18 protein-coding genes are annotated in these 26,890 nt (G+C 73.8%); 6 read left to right on the top strand and 12 right to left on the bottom strand.

Annotated features, from left to right (window positions below; genetic code table 11):
- Positions 1 to 9 precede the first annotated feature (9 nt).
- Both lon and OO52_RS35910 read right to left on the bottom strand, forming a co-directional pair.
- Entirely contained in the window at positions 10 to 2,430 is a 2,421-nt protein-coding gene (gene lon / locus OO52_RS35915) for an endopeptidase La (RefSeq protein ID WP_030659033.1), read from the bottom strand.
- Positions 2,431 to 2,602: 172 nt separating this feature from the next.
- On the bottom strand, positions 2,603 to 3,409 hold the full coding sequence (locus tag OO52_RS35910) for a rhomboid-like protein (protein ID WP_234337968.1): 807 nt from the start codon (positions 3,407 to 3,409) through the stop codon (positions 2,603 to 2,605).
- A gap of 194 nt (positions 3,410 to 3,603) precedes the next feature.
- Here OO52_RS35910 and OO52_RS35905 point away from each other — a divergent pair, with 194 nt between their 5' ends.
- The 4 genes from OO52_RS35905 (at position 3,604) to OO52_RS35890 (ending at position 10,371) form a co-directional block, all read left to right on the top strand.
- Positions 3,604 to 4,281: a spermidine synthase gene (locus OO52_RS35905; protein ID WP_030659028.1), complete on the top strand. Its 678-nt coding sequence runs from the start codon at positions 3,604 to 3,606 to the stop codon at positions 4,279 to 4,281.
- Positions 4,282 to 4,393: 112 nt separating this feature from the next.
- Positions 4,394 to 5,134, top strand: a complete 741-nt coding sequence (locus OO52_RS35900; protein WP_014674952.1) for a response regulator transcription factor — start codon at positions 4,394 to 4,396, stop codon at positions 5,132 to 5,134.
- Positions 5,131 to 6,255, top strand: a complete 1,125-nt coding sequence (locus OO52_RS35895) for a HAMP domain-containing sensor histidine kinase (protein WP_030659026.1) — start codon at positions 5,131 to 5,133, stop codon at positions 6,253 to 6,255. The genes OO52_RS35900 and OO52_RS35895 overlap by 4 nt, the downstream gene beginning before the upstream one ends.
- Positions 6,256 to 6,555: 300 nt before the next feature.
- On the top strand, positions 6,556 to 10,371 hold the full coding sequence (locus OO52_RS35890; protein WP_030939251.1) for a multifunctional oxoglutarate decarboxylase/oxoglutarate dehydrogenase thiamine pyrophosphate-binding subunit/dihydrolipoyllysine-residue succinyltransferase subunit: 3,816 nt from the start codon (positions 6,556 to 6,558) through the stop codon (positions 10,369 to 10,371).
- Between the two features lie 154 nt (positions 10,372 to 10,525).
- Here OO52_RS35890 and fxsT read toward each other — a convergent pair whose 3' ends face one another.
- From fxsT to OO52_RS35850, 8 genes are all read right to left on the bottom strand, one after another.
- Positions 10,526 to 13,528: an FxSxx-COOH system tetratricopeptide repeat protein gene (fxsT, locus tag OO52_RS35885; RefSeq protein WP_030658673.1), complete on the bottom strand. Its 3,003-nt coding sequence runs from the start codon at positions 13,526 to 13,528 to the stop codon at positions 10,526 to 10,528.
- Positions 13,529 to 13,611: 83 nt separating this feature from the next.
- Complete coding sequence (locus OO52_RS35880; RefSeq protein ID WP_030658672.1) at positions 13,612 to 14,943, bottom strand: aKG-HExxH-type peptide beta-hydroxylase; 1,332 nt, start codon at positions 14,941 to 14,943, stop codon at positions 13,612 to 13,614.
- Positions 14,940 to 15,218: a hypothetical protein gene (locus OO52_RS35875; protein WP_234317384.1), complete on the bottom strand. Its 279-nt coding sequence runs from the start codon at positions 15,216 to 15,218 to the stop codon at positions 14,940 to 14,942. The genes OO52_RS35880 and OO52_RS35875 overlap by 4 nt, the downstream gene beginning before the upstream one ends.
- 92 nt (positions 15,219 to 15,310) lie before the next feature.
- Positions 15,311 to 19,027, bottom strand: a complete 3,717-nt coding sequence (locus tag OO52_RS53230; RefSeq protein ID WP_030658670.1) for an SAV_2336 N-terminal domain-related protein — start codon at positions 19,025 to 19,027, stop codon at positions 15,311 to 15,313.
- A gap of 7 nt (positions 19,028 to 19,034) precedes the next feature.
- The gene (locus tag OO52_RS35865; RefSeq protein ID WP_030658669.1) at positions 19,035 to 20,048 is read right to left on the bottom strand and encodes an AAA family ATPase; all 1,014 of its coding nucleotides are present in this window, start codon (positions 20,046 to 20,048) and stop codon (positions 19,035 to 19,037) included.
- A 188-nt stretch (positions 20,049 to 20,236) separates the two neighbouring features.
- Entirely contained in the window at positions 20,237 to 22,699 is a 2,463-nt protein-coding gene (locus OO52_RS35860; protein WP_234339853.1) for a trypsin-like peptidase domain-containing protein, read from the bottom strand.
- Between the two features lie 14 nt (positions 22,700 to 22,713).
- Positions 22,714 to 23,124, bottom strand: a complete 411-nt coding sequence (locus OO52_RS35855) for a CU044_2847 family protein (RefSeq protein ID WP_234339850.1) — start codon at positions 23,122 to 23,124, stop codon at positions 22,714 to 22,716.
- Positions 23,125 to 23,223: 99 nt separating this feature from the next.
- Entirely contained in the window at positions 23,224 to 23,403 is a 180-nt protein-coding gene (locus tag OO52_RS35850) for a DUF6104 family protein (protein ID WP_014674941.1), read from the bottom strand.
- A 307-nt stretch (positions 23,404 to 23,710) separates the two neighbouring features.
- Here OO52_RS35850 and OO52_RS35845 point away from each other — a divergent pair, with 307 nt between their 5' ends.
- Both OO52_RS35845 and OO52_RS35840 read left to right on the top strand, forming a co-directional pair.
- The gene (locus tag OO52_RS35845) at positions 23,711 to 24,685 is read left to right on the top strand and encodes a DUF4097 family beta strand repeat-containing protein (protein WP_030658663.1); all 975 of its coding nucleotides are present in this window, start codon (positions 23,711 to 23,713) and stop codon (positions 24,683 to 24,685) included.
- A 1-nt stretch (position 24,686) separates the two neighbouring features.
- On the top strand, positions 24,687 to 25,721 hold the full coding sequence (locus OO52_RS35840) for a PadR family transcriptional regulator (RefSeq protein ID WP_030658662.1): 1,035 nt from the start codon (positions 24,687 to 24,689) through the stop codon (positions 25,719 to 25,721).
- Positions 25,722 to 26,088: 367 nt separating this feature from the next.
- Here OO52_RS35840 and OO52_RS35835 read toward each other — a convergent pair whose 3' ends face one another.
- Together OO52_RS35835 and OO52_RS35830 are read right to left on the bottom strand one after the other, a co-directional pair.
- On the bottom strand, positions 26,089 to 26,679 hold the full coding sequence (locus tag OO52_RS35835) for a Clp protease N-terminal domain-containing protein (RefSeq protein ID WP_030657238.1): 591 nt from the start codon (positions 26,677 to 26,679) through the stop codon (positions 26,089 to 26,091).
- Complete coding sequence (locus OO52_RS35830; RefSeq protein ID WP_014674937.1) at positions 26,679 to 26,888, bottom strand: helix-turn-helix domain-containing protein; 210 nt, start codon at positions 26,886 to 26,888, stop codon at positions 26,679 to 26,681. The genes OO52_RS35835 and OO52_RS35830 overlap by 1 nt, the downstream gene beginning before the upstream one ends.
- Positions 26,889 to 26,890: the final 2 nt, after the last annotated feature.

The following is a 26,890-nucleotide window of genomic DNA, read 5'->3' as shown; positions in this document are numbered from 1 at the left end:
CAGCGTCCGTCACGCCGCTACCGGAACCTCCGGCGTCGCGTCGCTCGTGGCGGGCGCGAGCGCCAGTTCCAGGACCTGGCGGACGTCGGTCACGGTGTGGACGTCGAGCTTGTCCAGCACCTCGGCCGGGACGTCGTCCAGGTCGGGCTCGTTGCGCTTGGGGATGATGACGGTGGTCACCCCGGCGCGCTGGGCGGCGAGCAGCTTCTGCTTCACGCCGCCGATGGGCAGCACCCGGCCGGTCAGCGAGACCTCGCCGGTCATGGCGACGTCCGTGCGGACCAGGCGGCCGGAGAGCAGCGAGGCGAGGGCCGTGGTCATCGTGATGCCCGCGCTCGGGCCGTCCTTCGGCACCGCGCCCGCCGGGAAGTGGATGTGCACGCCCCGGTCCTTCAGGTCGGCCACCGGCAGCTCCAGCTCGGCGCCGTGGCTGCGCAGGAAGCTCAGCGCGATCTGCGCCGACTCCTTCATCACGTCCCCGAGCTGACCGGTCAGGGTCAGCCCCGCCCCGCCCGTCTCCGGGTCGGCCAGGGACGCCTCCACGAAGAGCACGTCGCCGCCGGCGCCGGTGACCGCGAGGCCGGTCGCCACACCGGGGACGGCCGTACGGCGCTCGGCCGGGTCCTGGGCGGACTCGGGCACGTGGTGCGGCCGGCCGATCAGCCCGCGCAGATCACCGTCGGTGACGGTGAACGGCAGTTCGCGCTCGCCCAGTTCGTGCTGGGCGGCGACCTTCCGCAGCAGCCGTGCGATGGACCGCTCCAGGGTCCGCACGCCCGCCTCCCGCGTGTACTCGCCGGCGAGCTTGCGCAGCGCGCTCTCGTCCAGCGTGACCTCGTCCTTGTCCAGGCCGGCCCGCTCCAGCTGGCGCGGGAGCAGGTGGTCCCGGGCGATGACGACCTTCTCGTCCTCGGTGTAGCCGTCCAGGCGCACGATCTCCATACGGTCGGCGAGCGCCTCGGGGATGGCCTCCAGGACGTTGGCGGTGGCGAGGAAGACCACGTCGGACAGGTCCAGCTCGACCTCCAGGTAGTGGTCCCGGAAGGTGTGGTTCTGCGCCGGGTCGAGCACTTCGAGGAGGGCGGCGGCCGGGTCGCCCCGGAAGTCGGAGCCCACCTTGTCGATCTCGTCCAGCAGGACCACCGGGTTCATGGACCCGGCCTCCTTGACGGCGCGCACGATCCGGCCGGGCAGCGCGCCGACGTACGTACGGCGGTGACCGCGGATCTCGGCCTCGTCGCGGACGCCGCCGAGGGCGACGCGGACGAACTTGCGGCCCATGGCGTGCGCCACGGACTCGCCCAGCGAGGTCTTGCCGACACCGGGCGGGCCGACGAGCGCGAGCACGGCACCGCCGCGCCGCCCGCCGATGACGCCCAGGCCCCGTTCACCGCGCCGCTTGCGCACGGCCAGGTACTCGGTGATGCGTTCCTTCACGTCGTCCAGGCCCGCGTGCTCGGCGTCCAGCACGGCCTTCGCGCCCTGGATGTCGTACGCGTCCTCGGTCCGCTCGTTCCACGGCATCTCCAGGACGGTGTCCAGCCAGGTGCGGATCCAGGAGCCCTCGGGCGACTGGTCGGAGGCGCGCTCCAGCTTGTCGACCTCCTTGAGGGCGGCCTCGCGGACCTTCTCCGGCAGGTCGGCGGCCTCGACGCGGGCGCGGTAGTCGTCGGACTCCTCGCCCTCCTTCTCGCCGTTGAGCTCGCGCAGCTCCTTGCGGACGGCCTCGAGCTGACGGCGCAGCAGGAACTCGCGCTGCTGCTTGTCGACGCCTTCCTGGACGTCCTTGGCGATGGTCTCGGCGACGTCCTGCTCCGCGAGGTGGTCGCGGAGCTGCTGCGTGGCGAGCTTGAGCCGGGCCACCGGGTCGGCGGTCTCGAGCAGTTCGACCTTCTGGTCGGTCGTCAGGAACGGCGAGTAGCCGGAGTTGTCGGCCAGCGCCGACACGTCGTCGATGGCCTGGACGCGGTCCACGACCTGCCAGGCGCCGCGCTTCTTCAGCCAGGTGGTGGCGAGCGCCTTGTACTCCTTGACCAGTTCGGCGACCTGGCCCGGCAGCGGCTCGGGAACCGTCTCCTCGACACGTGCGCCCTCGACCCAGAGCGCGGCGCCCGGGCCGGTGGTGCCGGCGCCGATGCGGACGCGGCTGCGGCCGCGGATCAGGGCTCCCGGGTCACCGTCGGCGAGCCGGCCGACCTGTTCCACCGTGCCGAGGACGCCGGTCTTGGCGTACGTGCCGTCGATGCGTGGCACCAGCAGCACCTTGGGCTTTCCGGGTTCGGAGCGGGCGGCGGCCTGCGCGGCCTCCACCGCGGCCCGCACCTCGGCGTCGCTCAGGTCCAGCGGGACCACCATGCCGGGCAGCACGACCTCGTCGTCGAGCGGCAGCACGGGCAGGTTCAGCGTGAACGCCGGTGACTCAGCAGCCATGATCTCCCCTTCGGCAGTCAACTTGAGCTATGCCGACTCAATGTTCTGGCGAGGTCTATTGTTCCCGGGGCTCTGTTCGCTCTGAGCGATCACCTGCGCCCAGGCGGGATGAGCTGCGGAAACGTGCGCGGGGGCGGGCGCGTTGGGGTGGTTCGCGCGGCTCCCCCGCGCCTCAGGCCCGCTGGTGCCGGCGTCGGACGAGAGGCCAGGCGGCCACACCGATCGTCAGGGCGATGACATGCCCCCAGTTCGTCAGCGGGTCCGCGTACGCCAGCAGGTCGCTCAGCAGCCCGCCGGCCGCCAGGGCCAGCAACGGCCAGCGCAGCCACGGACGCAGGAGGCCCGTCAGGGCACCGGTGCTCGCGGCCACGCCGAAGCTGATGCCGTAGTCGAGGCGGTGCAGCGAGGTGTCGGGCAGGTGGCCCAGCAGGACGGCGAGGCCCACCGGCACCTCGGTGGCGAGGGTGGCCAGGACGTGGCCGGCCAGGAAGACGCAGGCGGCCCGCGCCCCGCCTATACGCCGCTCCAGTGCCGTGAGCACCAGCAGGAACGCCACCGTGTACGGCGAGAGGATCCCGCCCGCGACCCACAGCGCGCTCGCCAGCAGCACGAGCGCGGGTGTGCGCACCAGGTGGGCCACGTCGGTGCTGGAGTCCTGGTGGAGCGTGTGCACCAGGCCGGGGTCGGCGTGGGCCGCGAACAGGGAGGTGACGGCCAGGACGGCCGCGTAGGCGAAGGTGAAGGGGGTGCCGAGGGGGGTCGGCAGCAGGTGCCACGGGCGGGGCGGGGGCCGGTGCGGCGGTGGGGTACCGCGCGCCGGGGCGGGGGCCGCCTCGGGGATGGCGGCGCGCTGGCGGGGCATGCCGTCCAGCAGGCCCGCGAGGACCGGGGCCGGGACGGCGGCCGTGCCGTCGGGAAGGGGCGTGCCCGGCGCGGGCGGGCACGCGTCCGGCGTGGGGCCCGTCGTGCTCCGTTCCACGGTGAGGCGCTCCTTCCGTCCCGCCCCACCCTTCGTGCCCGGCGTGCCCGCTGTCTATGACCGACGCCACCCGGGAGCGGATTCACGGCAACCTCTCACCCGCCGGCCGCGTCCGGCCCGGCGCGGACCACCCGTCCGTGGGGGTCATGCGCAATTCCCGTGAATGCCAGGCTCCGTTCAAGCAGGATGGGGTCATGACTGCCGTGTACGACACTCCCGTGGTCCTGGACCGACGCGACGGCCCGTACGGCGAGGTGGTGCTGCGCAGACACGGTGCGCTGCTGCAGATCATCGCCAACGGCTGCTTCCTGATGGACACCTCGGACGGCCGCTCGGAGCGGCTGCTGGTCGACGCGGCCCGCGCCGCGCTGGACGGGCGGCCCACGCCGGAGGTGCTGATCGGCGGGCTGGGCGTGGGGTTCTCGCTCGCACATGCCGCCGCCGACCCCCGGTGGGGGCGGATCACCGTGGTGGAGCGGGAACCGGCCGTCGTCGACTGGCACCGGGACGGACCGCTGGCGGAGCTGTCCGCCGACGCGCTCGCCGATCCGCGCACCGCGATCGTGGAAGCGGATCTCGTGCGGTACGTCAATGAGACATCGGACACGTTCGACGCGCTGTGTCTCGACATCGACAACGGCCCCGGCTGGACCGTCACCGAGGACAACGACAGCCTCTACTCACCGGCCGGACTCGCTGCCTGCGCAAGGGTTTTGAGGCCTGGCGGGGTGCTCGCGGTGTGGTCGGCCGAGCCCTCTCCGGAATTTGAAGGAAGCTTGCGGAATGCCGGGTTCCAGCAGGTGCGTACCGAAGAGGTGCCGGTTGCCCGGGGCGTTCCGGACGCCATCCACCTCGCCGTCCGACCTGGATAGCGACAGCGCGGTCGGTCACCGTAATGTGCTGCCCTGACGCCGATCATTCAAGCGTCAAACGCAGACATGGGATCACCCCACTGATTCCGGAAAGCAACAACAGGGGCGGGCGATGGAGCAGACACACACCTCCCAGAGCGGCGCGGCGACGACCACCCCGGGCGCACAGCGCCGGGTGCTGGTCGTCGAGGACGACCCCACGATCGTCGACGCCATCGCGGCCCGGCTCCGCGCCGAGGGATTTCTGGTGCAAACGGCGGCCGACGGTCCGGCCGCGGTCGACACCGCCGAGGCCTGGCAGCCCGATCTGCTGATCCTCGACATCATGCTGCCGGGCTTCGACGGGCTCGAAGTGTGCCGGCGGGTGCAGGCGCAGCGGCCGGTGCCGGTGCTGATGCTGACCGCGCGGGACGACGAGACCGACATGCTGGTCGGGCTCGGCGTGGGCGCCGACGACTACATGACCAAGCCGTTCTCGATGCGGGAGCTGGCCGCACGCGTGCACGTGCTGCTGCGCCGGGTGGAGCGGGCCGCGCTGGCCGCCACCACCCCGCGCTCCGGCATCCTGCGGCTCGGCGAGCTGGAGATCGACCACGCACAGCGCCGGGTGCGGGTGAAGTCCGAGGACGTCCACCTGACGCCCACCGAGTTCGACCTGCTGGTGTGCCTGGCGAACACCCCGCGCGCGGTGCTCTCCCGGGAGCAGCTCCTGGCCGAGGTGTGGGACTGGGCGGACGCCTCCGGCACCCGCACGGTCGACAGCCACATCAAGGCGCTGCGGCGGAAGATCGGCGCCGAGCGGATCCGTACGGTGCACGGCGTGGGGTACGCGCTGGAGACGCCGACCCCATGAGCGGCGGCGGGCGCCAGGCCGCACGGAGGAGCCCAGGGACCCTCGGCGAGGATCCCTGGGGCGGCGTGCGCCCGTTCTCGATCAAGACCAAGCTGGGCGTGCTCGTCGTCATCTCGGTGCTGATCACCACGGGTCTGTCGATCGTGGCGGTGCACACCAAGACGGAGCTGCGCTTCATCACGGTCTTCTCGATGATCGCCACCCTGCTGATCACGCAGTTCGTGGCGCACTCGCTCACCATGCCGCTGGACGAGATGAACGCGGTGGCCCGCTCCATCTCCCAGGGCGACTACACCCGCCGGGTGCGCGAGAACCGCCGGGACGAGCTCGGTGACCTGGCTCAGACGATCAACGTCATGGCCGACGAGCTGGAGGCCCAGGACAACCAGCGCAAGGAGCTCGTCGCGAACGTCTCGCACGAGCTGCGCACCCCGATCGCCGGGCTGCGCGCGGTGCTGGAGAACATCGTCGACGGGGTGACCGAGGCCGACCCGGAGACCATGCGGACGGCCCTGAAGCAGACCGAGCGGCTCGGCCGCCTGGTCGAGACCCTGCTGGACCTGTCCCGGCTGGACAACGGCGTCGTACCGCTGAAGCTGCGGCGGTTCGAGGTGTGGCCGTACCTGTCCGGCGTGCTGAAGGAGGCCAACATGGTCGCCTCCGCGCGCGCGGGCATGGCCACCGGCTCCGGCAGCCACACGCGCACGGACGTCCATCTGCACCTCGACGTCTCCCCGCCGGAGCTGACCGCGCACGCGGATCCCGAGCGCATCCACCAGGTCGTCGCGAACCTGATCGACAACGCGGTCAAGCACAGCCCGCCGCACGGCCGGGTCACCGTGCGGGCGCGGCGCGGGCCGCAGCCGGAGTCGCTGGAGCTGGAGGTCCTGGACGAGGGCCCCGGCATCCCCCGGTCGGAGTGGCACCGGGTGTTCGAGCGGTTCAACCGCGGTGCGGTGACCCGGCCGCACGGTCCGGGCAGCGACGGCGGCACGGGGCTGGGCCTGGCGATCGCCCGGTGGGCGGTGGATCTGCACGGCGGCCGGATCGGTGTGGCCGAATCCGAGCGGGGCTGCCGGATCATCGTCACTCTTCCGGGACTGACTTCCACCCCAAGTTGACGTAAAGTCCGAGCGAACAACAAGATCCACGCCGGTCGACCGCCGGTCCGCGCAGCCGGACACGTGTGATCAGGGCAGGCCCGCGCCACCCGTCGAACGAAGACGCGCAGGGCCCGGGCCCGCACACCCTCCGACGTGTGGAACCACGCTTGTTTCCCGCCATTTCAAGCCCTGAAACAAGATTCTTGATGTGACTTACGCGACGATGACCTTGCTCGACCTGACCTTCCCGGCCAGGGAGGCGTAGCCTTTATTCCCGCTGTCCATCACCTTGTGAAGCGGAAGAGGGCGGTTGCCGCCGTGTCGCCACAGTCCCCCAGTAACTCGAGCATCTCCACCGACGACCAAGCCGGGAAGAACCCCGCTGCCGCGTTCGGTCCGAACGAGTGGCTCGTCGACGAGATCTATCAGCAGTACCTCCAGGACCCGAATTCGGTAGACCGTGCCTGGTGGGACTTCTTCGCCGATTACAAGCCGGGTGCACCTGCCACCCCGGCTCCGGCGGGTACTGCGGCCACGGGGGCCGCAGAGACCCCCACCACGGCCCCGCAGGCCCGGCCCGCGGCCCCGGCCCCCCAGGCCGCCGCCCCGGCCGCCCCCGCGGCTCCGAAGCCCGCCGCGGCCCCCGCACCGGCCCCGGCCCCGGCCCCCGCGGCGAAGGCCCCCGCCCCGGCCAAGCCGGCGCAGCCCGCACAGGCGCCCGCTCAGCCCAAGGCCAAGGCCGCCCCCGCCGCCGAGGCCCCCGAGGGACCGGAGCTGATCACGCTGCGCGGCCCGGCCGCCGCCGTCGCCAAGAACATGAACGCCTCCCTGGAGCTGCCGACCGCCACCTCGGTCCGCGCCGTCCCGGTGAAGCTGCTGTTCGACAACCGCATCGTCATCAACAACCACCTGAAGCGCGCCCGGGGCGGGAAGATCTCCTTCACGCACCTGATCGGCTTCGCGATGGTGCAGGCCATCAAGGCCATGCCGTCGATGAACTGGTCGTTCGGCGAGAAGGACGGCAAGCCGACCCTCGTCAAGCCGCCGCACGTCAACCTCGGCCTGGCCATCGACCTGGTCAAGCCGAACGGTGACCGCCAGCTCGTCGTGGCCGCCATCAAGAAGGCCGAGACGCTGAACTTCTTCGAGTTCTGGCAGGCCTACGAGGACATCGTCCGCCGTGCCCGCGAGGGCAAGCTGACGATGGACGACTTCACCGGCGTCACGGTCTCCCTGACCAACCCCGGCGGCCTCGGCACCGTCCACTCGGTGCCGCGCCTGATGCCCGGCCAGTCCGTGATCATGGGCGTCGGCTCCATGGACTACCCGGCGGAGTTCCAGGGCACCAGCCAGGACACCCTGAACAAGCTCGGCATCTCGAAGGTCATGACGCTCACGTCGACCTACGACCACCGGGTCATCCAGGGCGCCGCCTCCGGCGAGTTCCTCCGCCAGGTCGCGAACCTGCTGCTCGGCGAGAACGGCTTCTACGACGACATCTTCCAGGCGCTGCGCATCCCCTACGAGCCGGTCCGCTGGCTCAAGGACATCGACGCCAGCCACGACGACGACGTCACCAAGGCCGCCCGCGTCTTCGAGCTGATCCACTCCTACCGGGTCCGCGGCCACGTCATGGCCGACACCGACCCGCTGGAGTACAAGCAGCGCAAGCACCCCGACCTGGACATCACCGAGCACGGGCTCACCCTGTGGGACCTGGAGCGCGACTTCGCGGTCGGCGGCTTCGCCGGCAAGTCGATGATGAAGCTGCGCGACATCCTCGGCGTGCTGCGCGACTCGTACTGCCGCACCACCGGCATCGAGTTCATGCACATCCAGGACCCCAAGCAGCGCAAGTGGATCCAGGACCGCGTCGAGCGCCCGCACTCCAAGATGGAGCGTGAGGAGCAGCTGCGCATCCTGCGCCGGCTGAACGCCGCGGAGGCCTTCGAGACCTTCCTGCAGACGAAGTACGTCGGCCAGAAGCGCTTCTCGCTGGAGGGCGGCGAGTCCGTCATCCCGCTGCTCGACGCGGTGATCGACTCCGCCGCCGAGTCCCGCCTGGACGAGGTCGTCATCGGCATGGCCCACCGCGGCCGCCTGAACGTCCTCGCCAACATCGTCGGCAAGTCCTACGCGCAGATCTTCCGCGAGTTCGAGGGCAACCTCGACCCGAAGTCGATGCACGGCTCCGGCGACGTCAAGTACCACCTGGGCGCCGAGGGCACCTTCACCGGCCTGGACGGCGAGCAGATCAAGGTCTCGCTGGCCGCCAACCCGTCCCACCTGGAGACGGTCGACCCGGTCATCGAGGGCATCGCCCGCGCCAAGCAGGACATCATCAACAAGGGCGGGACGGACTTCACCGTGCTGCCCGTCGCCCTGCACGGCGACGCGGCCTTCGCGGGCCAGGGCGTGGTGGCCGAGACCCTCAACATGTCGCAGCTGCGCGGTTACCGCACCGGCGGCACGGTCCACATCGTCATCAACAACCAGGTCGGCTTCACCGCGGCCCCCGAGTCCTCGCGTTCCTCCATGTACGCGACGGACGTGGCCCGCATGATCGAGGCCCCGATCTTCCACGTGAACGGCGACGACCCGGAGGCCGTGGTCCGCGTCGCGCGGCTGGCCTTCGAGTTCCGCCAGGCGTTCAACAAGGACGTGGTGATCGACCTCATCTGCTACCGCCGCCGCGGTCACAACGAGTCGGACAACCCGGCCTTCACCCAGCCGCTGATGTACGACCTGATCGACAAGAAGCGCTCGGTGCGCAAGCTCTACACCGAGTCCCTGATCGGTCGCGGCGACATCACCCTGGAAGAGGCCGAGCAGGCCCTCCAGGACTACCAGGGTCAGCTGGAGAAGGTCTTCACGGAGGTCCGCGAGGCCGTCACGACCCAACAGGCCACCGGCCCCGTGCCGGACCCGCAGGCGGACTTCCCGGTCGCCGTGAACACCGCGATCTCCTCGGAGGTCGTCAAGCGCATCGCCGAGTCCCAGGTCAACATCCCCGACTCCTTCCACGTCCACCCGCGTCTGCTGCCCCAGCTGCAGCGCCGGGCGGCGATGGTCGAGGACGGCACGATCGACTGGGGCATGGGCGAGACCCTCGCCGTCGGCTCCCTGCTGCTGGAGGGCACCCCGGTCCGGCTGTCCGGCCAGGACTCCCAGCGCGGCACCTTCGGCCAGCGCCACGCGGTCCTCATCGACCGTGAGACGGGCGAGGAGTACACCCCGCTCCAGTACCTCGCCGAGGACCAGGCGCGCTACAACGTCTACAACTCCCTGCTGTCCGAGTACGCGGTCATGGGCTTCGAGTACGGCTACTCGCTGGCCCGTCCCGACGCGCTCGTGATGTGGGAGGCGCAGTTCGGCGACTTCGTCAACGGCGCCCAGACGGTGGTCGACGAGTACATCTCGGCAGCGGAGCAGAAGTGGGGCCAGACGTCCGGCGTCACCCTGCTCCTGCCGCACGGCTACGAGGGCCAGGGCCCGGACCACTCCTCGGCCCGGGTCGAGCGCTTCCTCCAGCTCTGCGCGCAGAACAACATGACGGTCGCCATGCCGACCCTGCCGTCGAACTACTTCCACCTCCTGCGGTGGCAGGTGCACAACCCGCACCACAAGCCGCTGGTGGTCTTCACCCCGAAGTCGATGCTGCGCCTGAAGGCCGCCGCGTCGAAGACGGAGGAGTTCACGTCGGGTCAGTTCCGTCCCGTCATCGGGGACACGGCGGCGGACCCGGCCGCGGTCCGCAAGGTCGTCTTCGTGGCCGGCAAGCTGTACTACGACCTCGAGGCCGAGCGGCAGAAGCGGGGCGTGACGGACACCGCGATCATCCGCATCGAGCGGCTGTACCCGCTGCCGGGTGCCGAGATCCAGGCGGAGGTCAACAAGTACCCGAACGCCGAGAAGTACCTGTGGGCGCAGGAGGAGCCGGCGAACCAGGGTGCGTGGCCGTTCATCGCGCTCAACCTGATCGACCACCTGGACCTGGCGGTCGGCGCGGACGTCCCGCACGGCGAGCGCCTGCGGCGCATCTCGCGTCCGCACTCCTCGTCCCCGGCGGTCGGCTCCGCGAAGCGGCACCAGGCGGAGCAGGAGCAGCTCGTGCGTGAGGTCTTCGACGCGTAGTGCCTCCGGCGGTCAGCCAAGCTGAGAGCCCGGTGCCGAGTTCCGACTCGGTACCGGGCTCTTCGCCTGCCCGGCGGGGCGGTAGCGGATGGTGCGCGGCTGCGGACCGTCCTCGGTTGCTCGCGCGGTTCCCCGCGCCCCTTGCGGGACGCTTTCAGCCCAGGTACGCCTCGAAGTCCCAGTAGGGCCTGGTCCGTTGGCGGGCCGAGATCGTGTGGGGGTGTTGGGCTCCCAGCGTGCGGGTGAGGGCGAACAGGGCGTCCTCCTCCAGCTTCCCCGCCTCCTCCTGCTCGTGTGCCGCCCTCAGGTCCGCGGCGAGAGCGACCTGGCACGACAGCGTGAGCGGGTGCTCGTGGCCCAGTGTGTGCCGGGACCGGCGCAGGGTGTCGCGGCTCAGTTCCATCGCGTCCTCGATGCGGCCGTTGAGGTTGCGCGCGCCGGTCGCGTTGAGGGCGCAGCCCAGGACCCAGGGGTGGTCCGGGCCGAGCGTGGCGCCGAGGCCGGCGAGCGCGGACTCGAACATGGACAGGGCCTCGCCCCGCTCACCGGCCGCCTGCATCACCAGCCCGGTGTTGGACAGCATGCCGGTGGCCACGGGGTGCGCGGGGCCGAGCAGCGACCGGTAGCCGGCCTCCGCCTCGTCGATGAGGTCGCGGGCCTGGCTGAGATCGCCGTGCTCCCGCAGGTAGTTGCCGTAGTTGGTGAGGAACGCCAGCGTGCGGTAGTGCTCGCGGCCGTGCAGCTGGATGAGCTGGTCCAGCAGGCTGGCCATGCCGGGGCCGACGTCCGGCGCGTGACCGCCCTCCCGGCGCCGGCACATGGCGAGCTGGGAGCGGGCTTCGAGGGTCTGCGGATGCTGCGGGCCGAGCACCTGCACATGGAGCCGTACGACGGGTTCCTGGCGGGCCAGCGCCTCGCGGTAGCGGCCGAGCAGGCGGAGGCTGTGGGTGACCGCGTTCCCGGAGTGGAGGGTGTTGATGTGCCGGGCCCGCAGCACGCTCTCGCGCCGGGCCAGGGTCTCCAGGTCGAGGTCCAGCGCCTCGGCGTACCGGCCCAGCATGCGCAGGGTGACGCCGAGGTTGTGCCGGGCGACCAGGGTGGGCGGCTCGTCCGGGCCGAGGAGCCGCTCGTTGCCGTCGAGGACCTCGCGCTGGAGGTCGTACGCCTCCTGGTAGCGGCCCAGGGAGCGCAGGCCGGAGGCGATGGCGCTCTTGCTGACCAGCTCGCCGATCTCGTTGCGCCGGGGCGCGGCCTGGAGCTGTTTGAGCACGCCCCGGTGCAGCTCGTACAGCTCGCGGAACCGGCCGCTGTTGCGGAGCATGTTGCCCTCCTGGGTGGCCAGGTCGAGCATCGGCTGGTCGATCGGGTCCATGAACCGGGACCAGTGCTCGCGCACCTGCTGCGCCAGTTCCAGGCCGCCGCTGTACTCGCCGCTGCGGGTGCAGTACCGCAGACAGTTCAGGACCAGCTCCTGCACGCGCGGCTGCCGGCTCTCCAGCGCGCCGGAGGGTTCGAGGTGGGGCAGCAGTTCGGCGTAGCGCGGCCAGTTGCGGCTGTCGGCGGGGTTGCCGGGGTCGGCCTCGGCGAGCAGGGTGCGCACCGCCCGCCGGTGCAGTTCGTGGCTGCCGTCGCCGGTCAGCTTGGAGACGATGTCGTGGACGAGCCGGTGCATGTGCACCGACTCCTGGTGCGGGCCCATCTCGGCGGCCAGCGGGCCGCGGGTCTCGCGGGTGAGCACCGAGTAGTTGACGAGGGTGTCCAGGGCCCGGGTCCACGCGGGCAGGTCGGTGGACATCCAGCGCAGTTCCTCGGGCAGTTCGGCGCGCGGGTAGGCGCGGATGAGGCCGAGCGGGATGCGTCCGGGGGCGAAGGAGGTGCACAGGCCGAGCACCTCGATGGCCTGCGGCTGGGAGCGGCGCAGCCGGTTGAGCAGTATGGCCCAGGAGGTGAGGGAGGACTGCGGGAAGCCCTCGCCGGTGACGGGCTCGTCGACGGTGGACAGCCGCCGTTCGCGCACCATCCGCAGGTACTCGGCGGCCTCCATGCCGGACTCGCCGAGCCAGGACGCGGCCTGCACCAGCGGCAGCGGCACGTCCCCGAACTCGGCGGCCACCTCGTCGGCCTCGTGGGCGCTGATGTGCGGGGCGCGGCGCATCAGGTAGGCGGTGGACTCGGGGCGCAGGAACGCGGGGATCTCCAGCACGTCGGTGTGCTCGCTCCAGCCCCGGTTGCGGGAGGTGATCAGCACGTGCCCGGTGCCCTGCGGGAGCAGCGAGGTCACGCCCTCGATGTCGTCCCAGCCGTCGAAGACCAGCAGCCAGTTCGCGTACGGCTCCCCGCGCCTGAGCGCGTTGCGGACCGCGCGGATGCGCTCGCCGGGCTCGCTGCCGATGCGCAGGCCGAGTTCGACGGCGAGTTCGCCGAGGCGGTCGCGCTGGATGGTGCGGTCGTCGCTGTTGACCCACCACACCAGGTCGTAGTCGGTGCTGAAGCGGTGCGCGTACTCGGCGGCCAGCTGGGTCTTGCCGATGCCGGACATGCCGACGAGCGTGCAGGCGGCGGCGCCGCGCTCGGCGTCGGCGAGCCGCTGGTGGAGTTCGCCCAGCAGGTCGTCGCGGCCGGTGAAGCGCGGGTTGCGGCGCGGCACCTCGCCCCAGATCTCGCAGCGCTCGTCCGGGTAGCGGATCCGGCCGGCGAGCGTGCGGGGGCGGGCGAGCGGTTCCAGGCCCAGGCGGCGCAGCAGGCGGTCCTCGGCGGCCTCCTCGCTCAGCGCCCACAGGCTGGCCGGTTCCAGGACGGCGGTGGCGGGCAGCAGCGGCCGGTTGGTGAGGTTGACGGCCGCGAACCGGTCGGCGTGGGCGGCGACGAAGCCGCGCAGCGCGTCGTTCCACTCGCCCGGCGGGCGGGGGCCCAGTTCGAAGAACCAGTCGTTGAGGACCAGCAGTACCTTTCCGCTGGCCAGCAGCAGGTCGCCGAGCGAGTCCTCCAGCGCGACCTCGCGCGGCGGGTCCCAGCGCTGGAGGGTGGCCCGGTGTCCGTGCCGCTCCAGGCACTGCGCGATCCACGCCGCCCACGAGCGGTAGTACCCCGGGAAGACCACGAGCACGTGCTCGGGTGCCGCCGCACCGTTCGCGCCCGGCCGCCGCTGTTCCGCCATCGCCGCTCCCTGCTTCCACCGCGGCCACCGGTCTGCTGGGCGGCCGCACGCATAACGTAACGCAATAGGCCTGCGACGGAGCGTCAGCCCGGCGCGCGGGCGCTCCCCGCGAGGCGCGCGTGGTGACTGCCCATGTGCCGGACGAACTCCCTTCCGCAGGGGGTAAGTTCATCGGACTCGGCCAGCACCGACAAGGCCTCGGCGACCTGCTCACGGCACGTCTCGAACCGTTCGGCGGCGCGCCGCCGCCACACCCAGGCGGGTCCGGTGCGGGCCCGCGACCACAGGTCCAGCAGCGCCAGGTGCGCGTACGCGCCCTGGAGCACCCCCGGCACCGGGCGCGGGTCCCGCCGCCAGCCCACCCGGTGCAGGCTGCCGCCGGGCCGCCACAGCGGGACCAGCTCGTCCAGCACCGCCAGCTTGGTGTGGTGCGTCTCGTGCACCAGCAGTTCGCCCAGCTCCCGCCGGTCGGCCGGCAGCTGGGCGAGGACGGCGCCGGGCGCGGTCCGCACGGTGGCGCTCAGCGGCGGTCCGCCGGCCGCCGACGGCACCAGCGGGACGACGGCACGGACCAGCCCCAGGGTCTCGGCGGCCCGGGCGGGGTGCGTCGCGGCCAGCAGGGCGTGCGCGTCGCGCCAGCGGGCGGCCCACGCGGCCGGGTCGGAGTACGGCCGCTCGGCCGCGGGCAGTGCCGCCGGCCCTATGCCGTCCGGGGGCACCCGGTAGGGGTCGACGTCGTCGAGTACGGCGGTGCCACCGGGCAGGGTGTGCAGCGCCGACCAGGCCAGGGCGCCGTCGGCGGTCCACCGGGTGCCGGGTCCGGCCGGGGCGGCCCCGGGCAGCAGCAGGGTCTGGCCCGCGCCGTCGGTGACGCGGAGGGCTCCGGACCTGCCGCTGAGCCGGGCCCGGCCCCGGGCGCAGCGCAGCAGCCCGATGCCGGGCAGCGGCAGGATGCCGGCGGGCAGCGGGCGGGTGGTGGTGAAGCGGCAGCCGGCGCGCAGGGCGGCGGCGACGGCCACCGCGCCCAGTCCGGCGAGCCCGTCGGCGAACTCCGGGCCGTCGGGCGCGGCGAGCGCCGTGGCCAGCCAGGCACCGGTCGTCGGGTAGTCGAGGACGGCACGGACGGCGGGGGCGTCGGACCGCTCGGCCCGCTCCAGCAGCGCCCAGTCGTCCTCGAAACGCCGCCGCACCGTGGCAGGCAGGGTGCCGCGCACCCGGTCGAAGCGGACCAGGAGGGCCTTCAGCAGCAGCATCCGCCGGGCGTGCAGAGCGGCGCGCAGGGCCGCGGTGACGGCGGGCAGCGGCCGGGTGCGGGCCAGGGCGTCGAGGACCTCGGGCGGGACCGGCCCGGAAGCGGGGGCGGCCGGGGCGGCCGGCCGTATGTCCCCCAGGGGCCCCACGGCTCCCGGGGTCATGCCACGGTGTCCTCGCCGCGTAAGGGCTGCCGTGCGGGACCGGCCGAAAACGCACGCCCTGGCCGGCCCGGCATGATCTCGTCGTCCCCGCCGGTGGTGTACCAGACCCGGCGCAGCCCGTCCGGGTCGGCGAGCACCCCGGCGACCGCCGCGAGCACCGCCGGATCGTCCATGGCACGCAGTGTCCGCAGGTCGACGTCGGTGAGGTCGGGCGGGAGCACGACCTCTTCGGCGTCCTCGCCGAGGCCGGCCCCCCGTGTCCTAAGCTCCCCCACCCTCGGCTCCTCCCTGCCCTACGCCCGCCCCGCACAGCCGCAGTGGCTGCCCACTTCTTCCCGACAGGCCGGAACCAGAAACCCTGGACGGTTCAACTCCGGTCAAGTTCGCGCGCGTCGGTCCAGTCCTGGGACCACGGCCACCACGGCGGGGCCGTTTCCCGCCAGTCCGGTTCCGGCAGCGACCGGGCGTCCGCGGGCGGCGGTTGCCGCTCCGCCCGCCGGGTCAGCTCGACATCGGCCCAGTCGACCTCGCGCAGCGCCCCGACGAGCCGCTGCCACTGCTCCACGGCCGCCCGGAACGCGCCACGGGCCGCGCCGGGCCGCCCCATCAGCGCCAGCACCGCCCCGCAGCCGTGCCGGGCTCGCGCGGCCGTCACCGAGCCGGGGTCACCGCCGTGGGCCGCCTCCGCCTCCCGCTCGGCGTTCTCGTACGCCTGCAACGCCTCCATCAGCACCGGCGCGCCCGCGTGGTACCAGCCCTCCAGCCGCACCCGGCCCAACTGCAGCCAGACCTCGGCCCGTACGGCCGCGTCGGTCGCCGCGCGCACCGCCTGGCCGAGCAGGTGCCGGCTCTCGAAGAGGTCGGGCAGGAAGCCGACGTGGCGGAAGCGCTGGGCGAGCGCGCTGCCGACCAGGCCCTGGAGCCGGCCGCGGTGCGCGGACCGGGCGGGCAGCGACTTCAGCGCCTCGCGCAGCACGTACTCGGCCCGGTCCACCACACCGGCCCCGTCACCGGCCGAGGCCCGCCGCAGCAGTGACTCGCCCCAGGCGGTGAGGAGCTGGACGCGCAGCGGGCCGTCGGCGGGGGCGAGCAGCGCGGCCCGCTCGTACGCCGCGTCGGCCTCCCCGGTCTCCCCGGCCGCGTCGTGGAACGCGGCCAGCGCGGCCAGGCACGGCAGCAGCAGGTCCGGATCGTCCCCGGCGGCGGCCAGCGCCTCGCCGAACGCCCGCCGGGTCTCGGCGTCCTCGGCGCCGGCCCCGCGCAGCGCCCGCGCGAGGTCGAGCAGCGCGGGTCCCCGTACGGCGTCGGGCACCCGCTCCCGGGCCAACACCGCGCCGGCCTCCCGCAGTTCGGGCACGGCGGCACCGGGATGCCGCAGATCGAGCAGAACCCGCCCGCGCAACAACAGCCGGGCCCGGTGGGCGGTCACCTCCCAGGGCACGCCGTCCCGGCTCGCGGGGGACTCGGGAACGCCTTCCGGTGGCGGCTCGCCGGCGGCGGGTACGGCGGTGTCCGTGCCGTCGACGCCGTACCCGGAACCGCCGTCATCACCGGTACGGCCGCGAGCGACCCCGGCGCCCCCGGTGTCCCGGGCGTCGCCGGAACCGGCGAGGCCGACCTCGCTGTCAGCGGAGCCGCTGTCGCCGGCCCCAGCGTCACCGGAACCGTCGGCGTCGATCTGGCTGTCACCGATCCGCGCGTCACCGGGACCGACATCGTGGCCCTGGTCTTCACCGAGCGCCCCGTCACGGAGCCCGCTGTCACCGGACCGGTCCTCACCGGACGCCCCGTCAGCGAGCTCACCGCCGGCGGCCCCACTCTCACCGGGGCCGCCGAAGCCCGCCGCGCCTCGGCCCGGGACCACCCCACCGGCGCCGTCCCGCGAGAAGGCGTCCTCGTCGGCGGTGCGCTCGGCCGGCCCACCGGAGCCGCTCTCGCCCAAAGCCGCGCCCCCGGGTTCCCCGAGGCCGGGCCGCCAGCGGCGGGCGACGGCCGTTATGCGGGGCCAGGGCGGGACCTCGCCGTCCAGGGTGCCGAGCGCTTCCGTCAGGTGGTCCCGTTCCGCCGTCAGCCGCCACAGCTCCCGTCGGCACGAGGCCAGCTCCAGAGCCGCTTCCGCCCGTTCCCGGCTGTCGGCGGGAGCCGTCCCGTACGCGCCGGCGAGTTCGGCCGCCGCCTCGCGCAGCAGCCCGGCGCGCCGCCCCGCCGCCCGCGCGCCCGCCGTACCGGCCTCCGCGCGCAGCACGCGGCCGAGGACCAGGCGGGCCCGGGCCGTGGGGCCGGGACCGTCGGCACCCGTGCCCGCCGCGGCGACGCGCGCCTGTTCCCGGGCCCGGCGCAGCATCTCCGGGTCGGCCAGCTGCCGCCACCGGTCGAGCAGCCGCTCGGCCTCCGCCAGCGGATCGGGGGTGACCAGGTCCGGCAGGTAGAAGCGCAGCACGCGCGCCGGGATGCGGGCGAACAGCTCGGCCTCCACGCTGCCGCCGTCCCGCGCACCGCCGTCCTCGGCGGGGCGTGCGGTACCGGCGTCCGGGTCGTGGTCGGCGAGCCTGGCCGCGGCCAGGGCGGCGAAGTTGCGGGTGCCCTTGCCGAAGTGGCGTTCCACATAGGCCGAGCAGTGCTTGAGGACGAGCCCGGCGGTGTCCTGGTCGAGGGAGGACAGCAGCAGGTCCTGCATGCGCGGCGAGTACGCGAAGCACGGCTGCTCCTCGGTGCCGGGCAGCTGCCGCAGCAGTCCGCCGAGCAGCACCTCGGCCAGTTCCATGGGGCCGGTGTCGGGCAGCATGGCCCGCTGGACCAGCCGCATCACGGGCAGGGTGAGGGGCGCGGCGGCGAGGTAGACGGCCAGCCGGAGGGCGCCGGGTGAGGCGCCGGCGCGGAAGGCGCGCAGCAGCTCCTCGTCGCTGCGGGCCGGCGGTGCGGCGGCGACGGCCCCCGGTGCGGTGGCGGGGTGGGCGAAGCCGGCCCAGGCGTGCTCGCGGGTCGGCCCGGTCCCGGCGAGCAGCCGGGCGAAGGCCGCGAACGCCTCCGGGGTGGGCTGGAGCACGGGCACGGGCCGCGCGCCCGGCGGCGGTTCCTCCGCTTCCTCCCACGGCTCGTCCTCGGGCAGGAAGTCGAGGCGTCCTCCGGACTCGCCGGTGCGGACCAGCAGCCCGGGCTCGGCGGGCAGCGCGGTCCGGCCCCACAGCCGGGGCGGCAGCGGCTGGACCACCGCCAGCGGGGCGGTGCGCGGCCAGCCGTGCAGCAGGCGCTGCGCGGTGCCGTTCTGCCACAGCGGGCCGACGCAGTCGCTGATGACGAAGGTGAGCCGGCGTCCGCTGGGGTCGTGCAGCTCGTCGGCGGGCCGCAGCCGGGTACGCCGGCCGGGACCGACGGTCGTACCGACGAGGGGGGTGCCGGAGCCGTCGGCGTACAGGTGGTGGACGCGGACGGAGGCGAACGCGCCGGACTGCTGGCAGGCCTGGCGCAGTTCCTCGACCATCTCGCCCCACACGGCCATGGCGGGCCCGGTGTCCATGAGGAGCTGGACGTCGCAGCGCCGGTGGCGGCCGGGCCGGGTGACGGGGAGCAGGATGCCGCTGGCGGCGGCCCGGTCGGCGGTGGCCGCCTCGTCGATCCGCTCGTCCCGGCCGCGCGCGGAGGGGGTGCGGTAGCGGCCGAGGGCACGCAGTGCCTTCTGCAGGCCGAGCAGTCCGGGCAGGGCGCCGGCGGCGGGGGCGCGGACCGGGAAGGCCGCGGGGTCGCCGTCGGTCCGGGCGTAGGGGGCGGGGCTCGGGGTGTGCAGCGGGACGGCGGGGGCGGGCGCGTCCGCGCGGAGCGCCTGCGGGCTGCCGGGGCCGTCCGCGCGGTGGTCGTCCGGCGGTACGTCCGCCGCCCCCGGACCGGACGCGCCGCCCGCGCCGGAGGAACCGGAAGAGCCGGGCGGGCCGCCCGGCCCCGGGCCGGACGTGCCGTCGGGGTCGCCGGACGCGGCCGTGCCCAGCCGCCCGGCCAGCCAGAGCGCGTCGGCCACGTCCTCGGCGGTCGGCTGGAGCCCGCCCTGGCGCAGCTTGCCGATCAGCTCGTCCAGGCGCATCCCCGGCATCCGCCTCTCACCTCGTGCGGTCGAGCGGTTGCATCAGCATCTCGGCGATCCGCTCCCGGGTGAGGCCCTGCGCGTGCGGATCGTGCTGGGTGAGGAACAGGGCGTTGAGGAGCTGGTCGGCGGCGAGCACCTCGCCGGGTTCCCGCTCCAGGAAGCGGCGGATGAGATCGCTGCCGGCGGCGACGCCGTCCGTGCCGAGGTGCGCCTCGACCATGGCGGTGAGCTGCTCCTCGCCGGGCGGGTCCAGTTCGAGCTGGACGCAGCGGCGCAGCAGCGGGGCGGGGAAGTCGCGTTCGCCGTTGGAGGTCATCACGATCACCGGGAACGCGGTGCACGCGACGCGTCCGCCGCGCACGGCCACCCGGTCGCCGTCGTGCGTGAGCACCTCGACGACGGGTTCCCGGTCGGCCAGCCGTTCCAGCTCGGGGACCGAGAACTCGCCTTCCTCCAGCGTGTTCAGCAGGTCGTTGGGCAGATCGAGGTCGCTCTTGTCCAGCTCGTCGATGAGCAGGACGCGGGGCTGCTCCGCGGGCAGGAGCGCGGTGCCGAGGGGTCCGAGGCGGATGTAGGAGCCGATCCCGGAGGCCTCGGCACCGCGGTCGTCGCCGCGGGCGCGCTCGAGCTGGACGTCCTGGAGCCGGGCGATGGCGTCGTACCGGTACAGGCCGTCCTGGAGGGTGGTACGGCTGACGATGGGCCAGCGCAGCACCTTGCCCAGGCCGAGTTCGTGGGCGATCGCGTACGCCAGGGTCGACTTGCCGGTTCCCGGGTTGCCGGTCACCAGCAGGGGCCGGCGCAGATAGAGGGCCGCGTTGACCGCGTCGACCTCGGCCGGCCGGGGCGCGTAGTTCTCGACCAGACGGCGGCGCACGCCGAGCCGGCGGGGGCTGCTGGGATCTTCCGGGCCGCTGTCCCCGCCGTCCCGGGAGGCGGCGAAGTCACGCCAGGGCGGCGGCGCCGGCAACCGTCGCATGCCGTCGTGCGGCTGACCCACTCCGCGGTAGATCCGCCAGTCGTTCACCTTGGGCTCCTCCCGGCTCTGGTGATCATGCAGCGGGCCCGGCCGTCCGACGTACGAGGCTACCGCCCGCCGGCCGCGCCCGCCGAGGTTCGCGGCGTACGACGCCCCCTCCCTCTTCCCGCGAACAGCCGTGCGACTCAACAGAGTTGACGGGACGTCCACCGGGAGCGGCGGGGGCCGCCGACGGGTCAGCCGCCGGGCGCGGCCAGCGGCGGCGGTCGCATGCTCTCCGTCCCGTACGGCGGCCGGTCCGGCGGCGGGTCGAAAAGTACGGCGATCTTGCCGCGCAGGCCCTGCGCCCGTGCGGTGTCCGGGTCGGCCAGGCGGATGCGCAGATCGCGAACCGGACCGTGCAGCCCGTCCGCGTGCCCGGCGAGCCCCAGCAGGTCGGCGGCCTGCCGGTGGAAGTCCCCGCACTCGTCGTGATCATGCAGGTCACGGCGCCACAGCACCACCGAGTGCCCGGAGCGCAGCGCGTCCCGCATGGCCGCGTAGCCCTCACCGCTGCCGACGGGACCGCAGTAGACGGGCACGGACGCGTCGCTCATCGCCGACAGGGCGCCGTAGTACGGGAACCTGCCCCCGGCCCGGACCCCCGGCGGATGCCCCTCGGCGGCGGGCCGCCCGTGCAGCGTCCCGTGCGCCAGCGGTCCGCGCAGGACGCCCTTCCAGCGGCGGCGCCACTCCGGGGAGGGGGGCAGGCCGTTGCGCCGGACGTCCCGGACGACGACGGTCCGCCGCATCCCGAGCGGCAGGGCCCGCTCGTCCACGAAGTCGTCGTCCTCGTCGTCCTCGTCCGTTGCGGCGGCGCGGGGATCGGGGAGCAACTGCCAGTCGTCCACCGGGAGATCGAACAGCTTGCGGGGCAGGAAGACCTCGATCGCGGCGAGATGCTCCCCGTGGTCCCCCACGTTCAGCGCCTTGGCCAACGGCTCGCGCAGCACCCGCGCCAGCTCCTCGGCCCGCACGCCCCGGTCGTCCCCGGCGACCGGCGTGACGTCCTGCCCGCCGTAGATGAGCTGCACGCTCCAGGGATGCCGGCCGTAGGTGGCCGGGCCGACCTTGACGAGGACGTCGGTGCGGGTGTCGGCGGAGGGGGTGAGGAGGGCGGGGGCGGTGACCTGCGGCTGCGTCGCGCGGCCCCACTCGGCCGTCTCGGCGGACCCGGCGGGGAGCGGCGCCGCGCCGGGCTCGGTGGGTGTCGCAGTGCCGGGGCATTCGACGGTGGACGGCGCTTCGAGGGCGGACGGCGCGTCTAGGGCTCCGACCGGTGTCGGCACGTCGACGGCTCCGCTCTGCGCCGGAATGGCCTGCGCCGGAGTCACGACCGCCCCGTTCGCCACGGGCACTCCGTTGGACGGGCCACCGGGCCGGCTGTCGGGCGGGCCACCGGGCCGGCTGCCGCTCTGGCTGTCGGAAGGGCCGCCGGACGGCCAACCGGTCGCGGCGGTGGTCGAACCGTCGGCCCGCGCCGCTCCCTCGGCGCCCTCCGCGCCCTCCAGCAGCGCGCGTATGGCCTCGCCTACCGCCCAGTGCCGGTGGCCGGCGGCCTGCCCGGCTATCCACGCGGTGAACGCCCGCAGCCGCCCCTCCGCCACCTCCCCGGCGTGCTCGCGCGCGGCCTTGCGGGCCACCCGGGCGGCGTACAGCAGTACGGCGTCCAGGTCGACCAGCGTTCCACCGCCGCCGCCGGGGTCGAGCATGCGCAGGCCGTACAGCAGCGCGGCGCCCTCGCGCCAGGTGCGGACGTTGGGCAGCACCAGCGACGGCAGCCGCTCGCCCCGCACCTGCTCCTTCACGTCCTCCACGAGGTGGACGACCTCACCCGCTCCGGCCGGCGGCGGCAGATGGGCGAGATGGCCGTACAGCCGGGTGCGCAGTTCGGTGGTGATCCCGGAGACGGAGGGCGCGTGACCTGGCAGGGTGGCCTGGACGGCGGTCCAGTGCGGGTACGGCGAGGGGGCGTCGAGGAGGCTCGCGTGATGGAGGTCGTGGGCGCGCAGCGCCTCACGCACCGCGCGCCCGGCCTCGCGCGAGTCCAGCAGTTCGTACAGCGCGGTGACCGGGACGGCGACGCCCTCCTCCCGCCGACGCCCTTTGATCACTCCGATGACGGAGCCGTGCCGCAGGTCGAGCACCGGCCCGCCGGAGAGTCCGCCGATGGGCAGGATGCCGGTGAGCAACAGGGCGCGGGCGTCGGAACCGGCGAGTTCGCCGCTGCCCTGCCGGATGCCCAGCTCGCCGGTCTGCACCGACCAGCCGTAGAGCCCGAGCGGGGTGCGCGGGCCGGCTTCCCGGTCGCCGAGCCACAGGCAGCGCACCTTGTCGGCGCCGGTCACCCGGACGAGCGCGAGGTCGGGGAACGGCCAGGGATCACGCGCCGGCCGCCCGGCCTCGGGCCGGGGCGCCACGACGACCGCCGTCCCGGTGCCGTCGCGCGGCTCCCAGGCGCCGTCGGCGGTGCGCTCCTGCCAGGTCACGCTCAGGGCGCTCTCCCCTCGGCACACCGCGGCTCCCCCCTTTCCCACGACGTGGGCGCAGGTCAACAGCCAACCCGGGGCTATGAAGAACCCCGACCCCCAGTACGAGTCACGGTCCGTTGCATACCCGTCACCCGGTGCGCCGATGCGCGCGAGGGAGGGGCGCACCATCTCGCCGAAGGCGCTCATACGGCGCCGGGGGCCGGGGACTGCGACGGTACGACCGCGCCGCCCGCCGTCGCCGGGTCCGTGCCGCCCGCCGCCGCGGCCGGTTCGGTCCAGGTCAGGGACACGGTGAGGGAGGAGGTGCCGCCGCCCTCGGCGATGGCGCTGACGATCTTGCCGGACTGCGCCGTCAGTTCGATACCGAAGCTGACGGAGACCTCGACGGGGGCCGGCGTGTCCAGACCGGCGCGCAGGGAGCGCACGACGCCACCGACCGTGCCGGCCAGTCCCCCCGCCATGTCGATGACCCGGTCGCCGAGCCCGGTGTCCCAGTAGCCGCCCTCGTCCAGCTCCTCCTGGTCGGCGGCGCTGATCCTGGCCCAGACGACGGTTCCGTCGTCCAGGCGCACGCGTTCGATTCCTCCAGCCATGACGCCCCCGTTCGCCGATGGAAGGAGAAGGCTAACTCCCGGGGACGGAGAGGGGGAGGGGAAGAGGGGTGCCGGCGATGGATCGGCCGATGATCGCCCCTACTCGTCCTCCTCGTCGTCGAGCCGCGCGAGCCAGGTGGCCAGCCGCTCCACGGGCACCTCGAAGTCCGGGTTCAGGTCCACGAACGTACGCAGCTGTTCCGCCAGCCACTCGAAGGTGACCTCTTCCTCGCCACGCCGCTTCTCCAACTCCTCGATACCGCGGTCGGTGAAGTACATCGGTGCCCATCTCCAGCAGGTACATCGGCCATCGGCCTGACAACAACTCCCACCAGCCTATGCCGCCGCCTGGGCGGGCCCGGGCGCGGCCGGCAGGGGCCGGGCCCAGGGGCGGCCAGGCAGGGGCCGGGCCCAGCCGGGCCGTGACCGGGACCCGCCCGGCCCCCCGCCCGGCCCCCGGGCCGGCCCCCGCCGCAGCGACCCCCGAAAGAGCGCCTTGACTTCCCGCAGGCACGATATATCGTGAATCTCAGAGAACGCGATATGGCGTGTCGCGACACGTGCCCCGCCCGGCCGAGGAGGCCCCATGTCCGAGTGGTCCGTCACCGAACCCCAGAAGCTGACCTTCGACTCCCCCGTGCGCGACCTCCAGGTCCGCATCGTCAACGGCACGGTGAACGTGGTGGGCACGGACGAGGGCTCGGCACGCCTGGAGGTCTCGGAGCTGGAAGGCCCGCCCCTGATCGTCACCCAGAACGGCACCACCCTCACGGTGGCCTACGAGGACCTGCCCTGGAAGGGCTTCCTCAAGTGGCTCGACCGGAAGGGCTGGCGCCGCAGCGCCGTCGTCTCCCTCGCGGTCCCCGCCGACACGCGCGTGGAAGTGGGCGTGGTCGGCGCCGCCGCGGTCGTCTCCGGCGTCCGCGGCCCCGCGGTGATCAAGGGAGTGACCGGCGACACCACCCTGGTCGGCGTCTCGGGCCCGGTCCGCGCCGACACCGTCTCCGGGAACCTGGATGCCCAGGCGGTCACCGGCGACCTGCGGTACCACTCGGTCTCGGGCGACCTGACCGTGGTCGAGGGCTCCGGCCCCTCCGTGCGCGCCGACACCGTCAGCGGCTCCATGATCGTCGACCTGGACCCGGACGGCCCGACGGACGTCGGCCTCACCAGCGTCTCCGGTGAGATCGCCATCCGCCTGCCGCACCCGGCCGACGCCGAGGTGGAGGCGAACACCGCGAGCGGCAAGATCTCCAACGCCTTCGACGGCCTGCGGGTGCACGGCCAGTGGGGCGCGCACAAGATCACCGGCCGCCTGGGCGCCGGCACCGGCAAGCTGCGCGCCACCACGGTCTCCGGCTCGATCGCCCTGCTGCGCCGCCCACCCAGGGACGACGACGAGAGCACCCCCTGGGACACCAAGCCCCACCCGGCCGACCACGCCCCCGCCGCCCCGGGAGACAATTCCGTCTCCGGCCAGGACGCCACCGGGGACGCCACCGATGCCACCGCTTCCACCGGCGACCCGGCCGACGGCACGACCGACAAGAAGGTGCTCTGACATGCCTCCCGTCTTCGCCCACGGCCGCCTCCGCCTGTACCTGCTCAAGCTGCTCGACGAGGCCCCGCGCCACGGCTACGAGGTGATCAGGCTTCTCGAGGAGCGCTTCCAGGGTCTCTACGCCCCCTCGGCGGGCACGGTGTACCCCCGGCTGGCCAAGCTGGAGGCGGAGGGCCTGGTCCGGCACACCACCGAGGGCGGCCGCAAGGTGTACGCCATCACGGACGCGGGCCGCGCCGAACTCGCCGACCGCAGCGGCGAGCTGGCCGACCTGGAGCTGGAGATCCGCGAGTCGGTCGCGGAACTGGCCGCCGAGATAAGGGCCGACGTCCGCGGCGCGGCCGGCGACCTGCGCCGCGAGGTGCGCGCCGCCGCCTCCGAGGCCCGCCGTGGCCCGAAGGCATCCGGGGCCGAGTACGCCTTCGGGGAGTACGGCGACATGAGCGAGAAGGAGGCCTGGAAGACCGCCAAGGAGGAGATGCGCCGGGTCAAGCAGGAGTGGAAGGAGCAGGCGCGGCGCGCCAAGGACGAGAGCCGCCGGGCCCGCGAGGAGGCCCAGCGGGCCCGCCGCCAGGCCCAGGAGGCACAGGCACGCGCACGGGCCCAGGCGCAGGAGGAGATGCAGCGCATCGCCCGCCGCGTCCAGGACCGTGTCCAGGACCACTTCACGCGCGGCGACTGGCCGACCGGCGTCCGCGAGGGCCTGACGGAACTGGCCAAGGAGCTCGGGGACTTCGGAAAGGACTTCGGCAAGGACTTCGGCAGGGACTGGACCTTCGCCCGCCCCACCGAAGAACCGCACCACACCTCTCCCCGGGAGGACTTCCCCGCCGACTACGAACCGTCCTGGGCCCACGAGGACGCCACCGGCGACCCGGCCCGCGACCTGGACCGCCTCCTGGACCGCTTCCGCGACGACATCCGCGACGCGGCCCGCGACCACGGGGTCACCCCCACGCAACTCCGCGAGGCCCGCCACCACCTCTCCACGGCGGCGGCCCACATCGCGGCCCTCCTCCACACCCCCAAACCCTGACACCCCGGCCGGCCGAGCCGGCCGCCCTGAACGCCCACCTCCCAGCCGACGGAGCCGACCGCCCCGGGGACGCCCACCTCCCGGCCGCACGAGCCGACCGCCCCGGGACACCGCCTCCCCAGCCGACCGAGTCGGGTGGAGGCGCGGGCGCACATCCGGGTCCGGGACGGAGCCCCTGGGCGCCCACCTCCCGGCCGACCGAATCGGGTGGGCGGGCGGGCAAACACCCGGGGTCCGGGGCGAAGCCCCCGGGCGCCCACCCCACAGCCGACCGAGTCGGGCGGGCGGGCGGGCAAACACCCGGGGTCCGGGCGGAGCCCCCGGGCGCCCACCTCCCAGCCGACCGAATCGGGCGGGCGCCCCCCGCTCACCCTCCAGCCGACCGAGCCGGCGGGCACACGCGCGACACCCCCTCGAACGTCACCCCGTGATCCGCCAGCACCTCCCCCGCCACCCCCGGCAGCACGGTGAGCGCCAACAGCAGATGCTCATCCCCGATACCCCGGTCACGCCGAGCCACGGCAACCCGCAACGCCCGCTCCAGCACCCCCTTGGCCCCTCGACCGAAGCCGGGCCGACGCCCGACCGACGACCGCCCCGGCCGGCCCCCACCTCCACCCCGCCCACGGTCACCGGACATCGCTCCGACGCCGTGCGCCTCCTCCACCCGCGCCACGATCTCCGACACATCGATCCCCAGCCCGGCCAGGGCATCCGCATCGGCCCGGGTCAGCCCGGCCCGCCGCCGGGCCTCCCCCACGTCGCGCCGTACCCGCTCCCGCGCCTCCGGCTCCGCGAGCCCCAGGGCGGACAGCGCGAAGGACGCCCGGCTGCCCTCGCGGTCGAGGAGCGCGAGCAGCAGATGCTCGGCGTCCACGGACCGCGCCCCGCCGTCCTCGGCGTACACGAACGCCCCCTCGACCACCGCCCGGGCGTCCTTGGTGAACCGCTCGAACATCAATGCCTCCCGTACTTCTTGTGCACGGCCTGCCTGCTGACACCCAGCTCCGCGGCGATCTCCTGCCACGACCAGCCCTGATTGCGCGCACTGCGCACCTGCACCGCCTCCAGCTGCTCCAGCAGCCGGCGCAGCGCGGCCACGGCCCGCAGTCCGACCCGCGGATCACGGTCACCGGCACGCTCGGCGAGATCGGTTGCCTCACTCATGC

The sequence above is a fragment of the Streptomyces flaveolus genome, assembly GCF_000716535.1.
Lineage (GTDB): Bacteria > Actinomycetota > Actinomycetes > Streptomycetales > Streptomycetaceae > Streptomyces > Streptomyces flaveolus_A.
Note: the sequence above shows the minus strand (reverse complement) of the source record. Positions and strands in the feature narration are given on the sequence as shown.

Excerpts from the sequence above, each read along its gene's own strand:
- OO52_RS35880 (WP_030658672.1), bottom strand. The coding sequence starts at position 14,943 with ATGACCCCGGGAGCCGTGGGGCCCCTGGGGGACATACGGCCGGCCGCC.
- lon (WP_030659033.1), bottom strand. The coding sequence starts at position 2,430 with ATGGCTGCTGAGTCACCGGCGTTCACGCTGAACCTGCCCGTGCTGCCG.
- OO52_RS35850 (WP_014674941.1), bottom strand. The coding sequence starts at position 23,403 with ATGTACTTCACCGACCGCGGTATCGAGGAGTTGGAGAAGCGGCGTGGC.
- OO52_RS35840 (WP_030658662.1), top strand. The coding sequence starts at position 24,687 with ATGCCTCCCGTCTTCGCCCACGGCCGCCTCCGCCTGTACCTGCTCAAG.
- OO52_RS35845 (WP_030658663.1), top strand. The coding sequence starts at position 23,711 with ATGTCCGAGTGGTCCGTCACCGAACCCCAGAAGCTGACCTTCGACTCC.
- OO52_RS35895 (WP_030659026.1), top strand. The coding sequence starts at position 5,131 with ATGAGCGGCGGCGGGCGCCAGGCCGCACGGAGGAGCCCAGGGACCCTC.
- OO52_RS35900 (WP_014674952.1), top strand. The coding sequence starts at position 4,394 with ATGGAGCAGACACACACCTCCCAGAGCGGCGCGGCGACGACCACCCCG.
- OO52_RS35905 (WP_030659028.1), top strand. The coding sequence starts at position 3,604 with ATGACTGCCGTGTACGACACTCCCGTGGTCCTGGACCGACGCGACGGC.
- OO52_RS35860 (WP_234339853.1), bottom strand. The coding sequence starts at position 22,699 with ATGGTGCGCCCCTCCCTCGCGCGCATCGGCGCACCGGGTGACGGGTAT.
- OO52_RS35855 (WP_234339850.1), bottom strand. The coding sequence starts at position 23,124 with ATGGCTGGAGGAATCGAACGCGTGCGCCTGGACGACGGAACCGTCGTC.
- OO52_RS35835 (WP_030657238.1), bottom strand. The coding sequence starts at position 26,679 with ATGTTCGAGCGGTTCACCAAGGACGCCCGGGCGGTGGTCGAGGGGGCG.
- OO52_RS53230 (WP_030658670.1), bottom strand. The coding sequence starts at position 19,027 with ATGCCGGGGATGCGCCTGGACGAGCTGATCGGCAAGCTGCGCCAGGGC.
- fxsT (WP_030658673.1), bottom strand. The coding sequence starts at position 13,528 with ATGGCGGAACAGCGGCGGCCGGGCGCGAACGGTGCGGCGGCACCCGAG.
- OO52_RS35830 (WP_014674937.1), bottom strand. The coding sequence starts at position 26,888 with ATGAGTGAGGCAACCGATCTCGCCGAGCGTGCCGGTGACCGTGATCCG.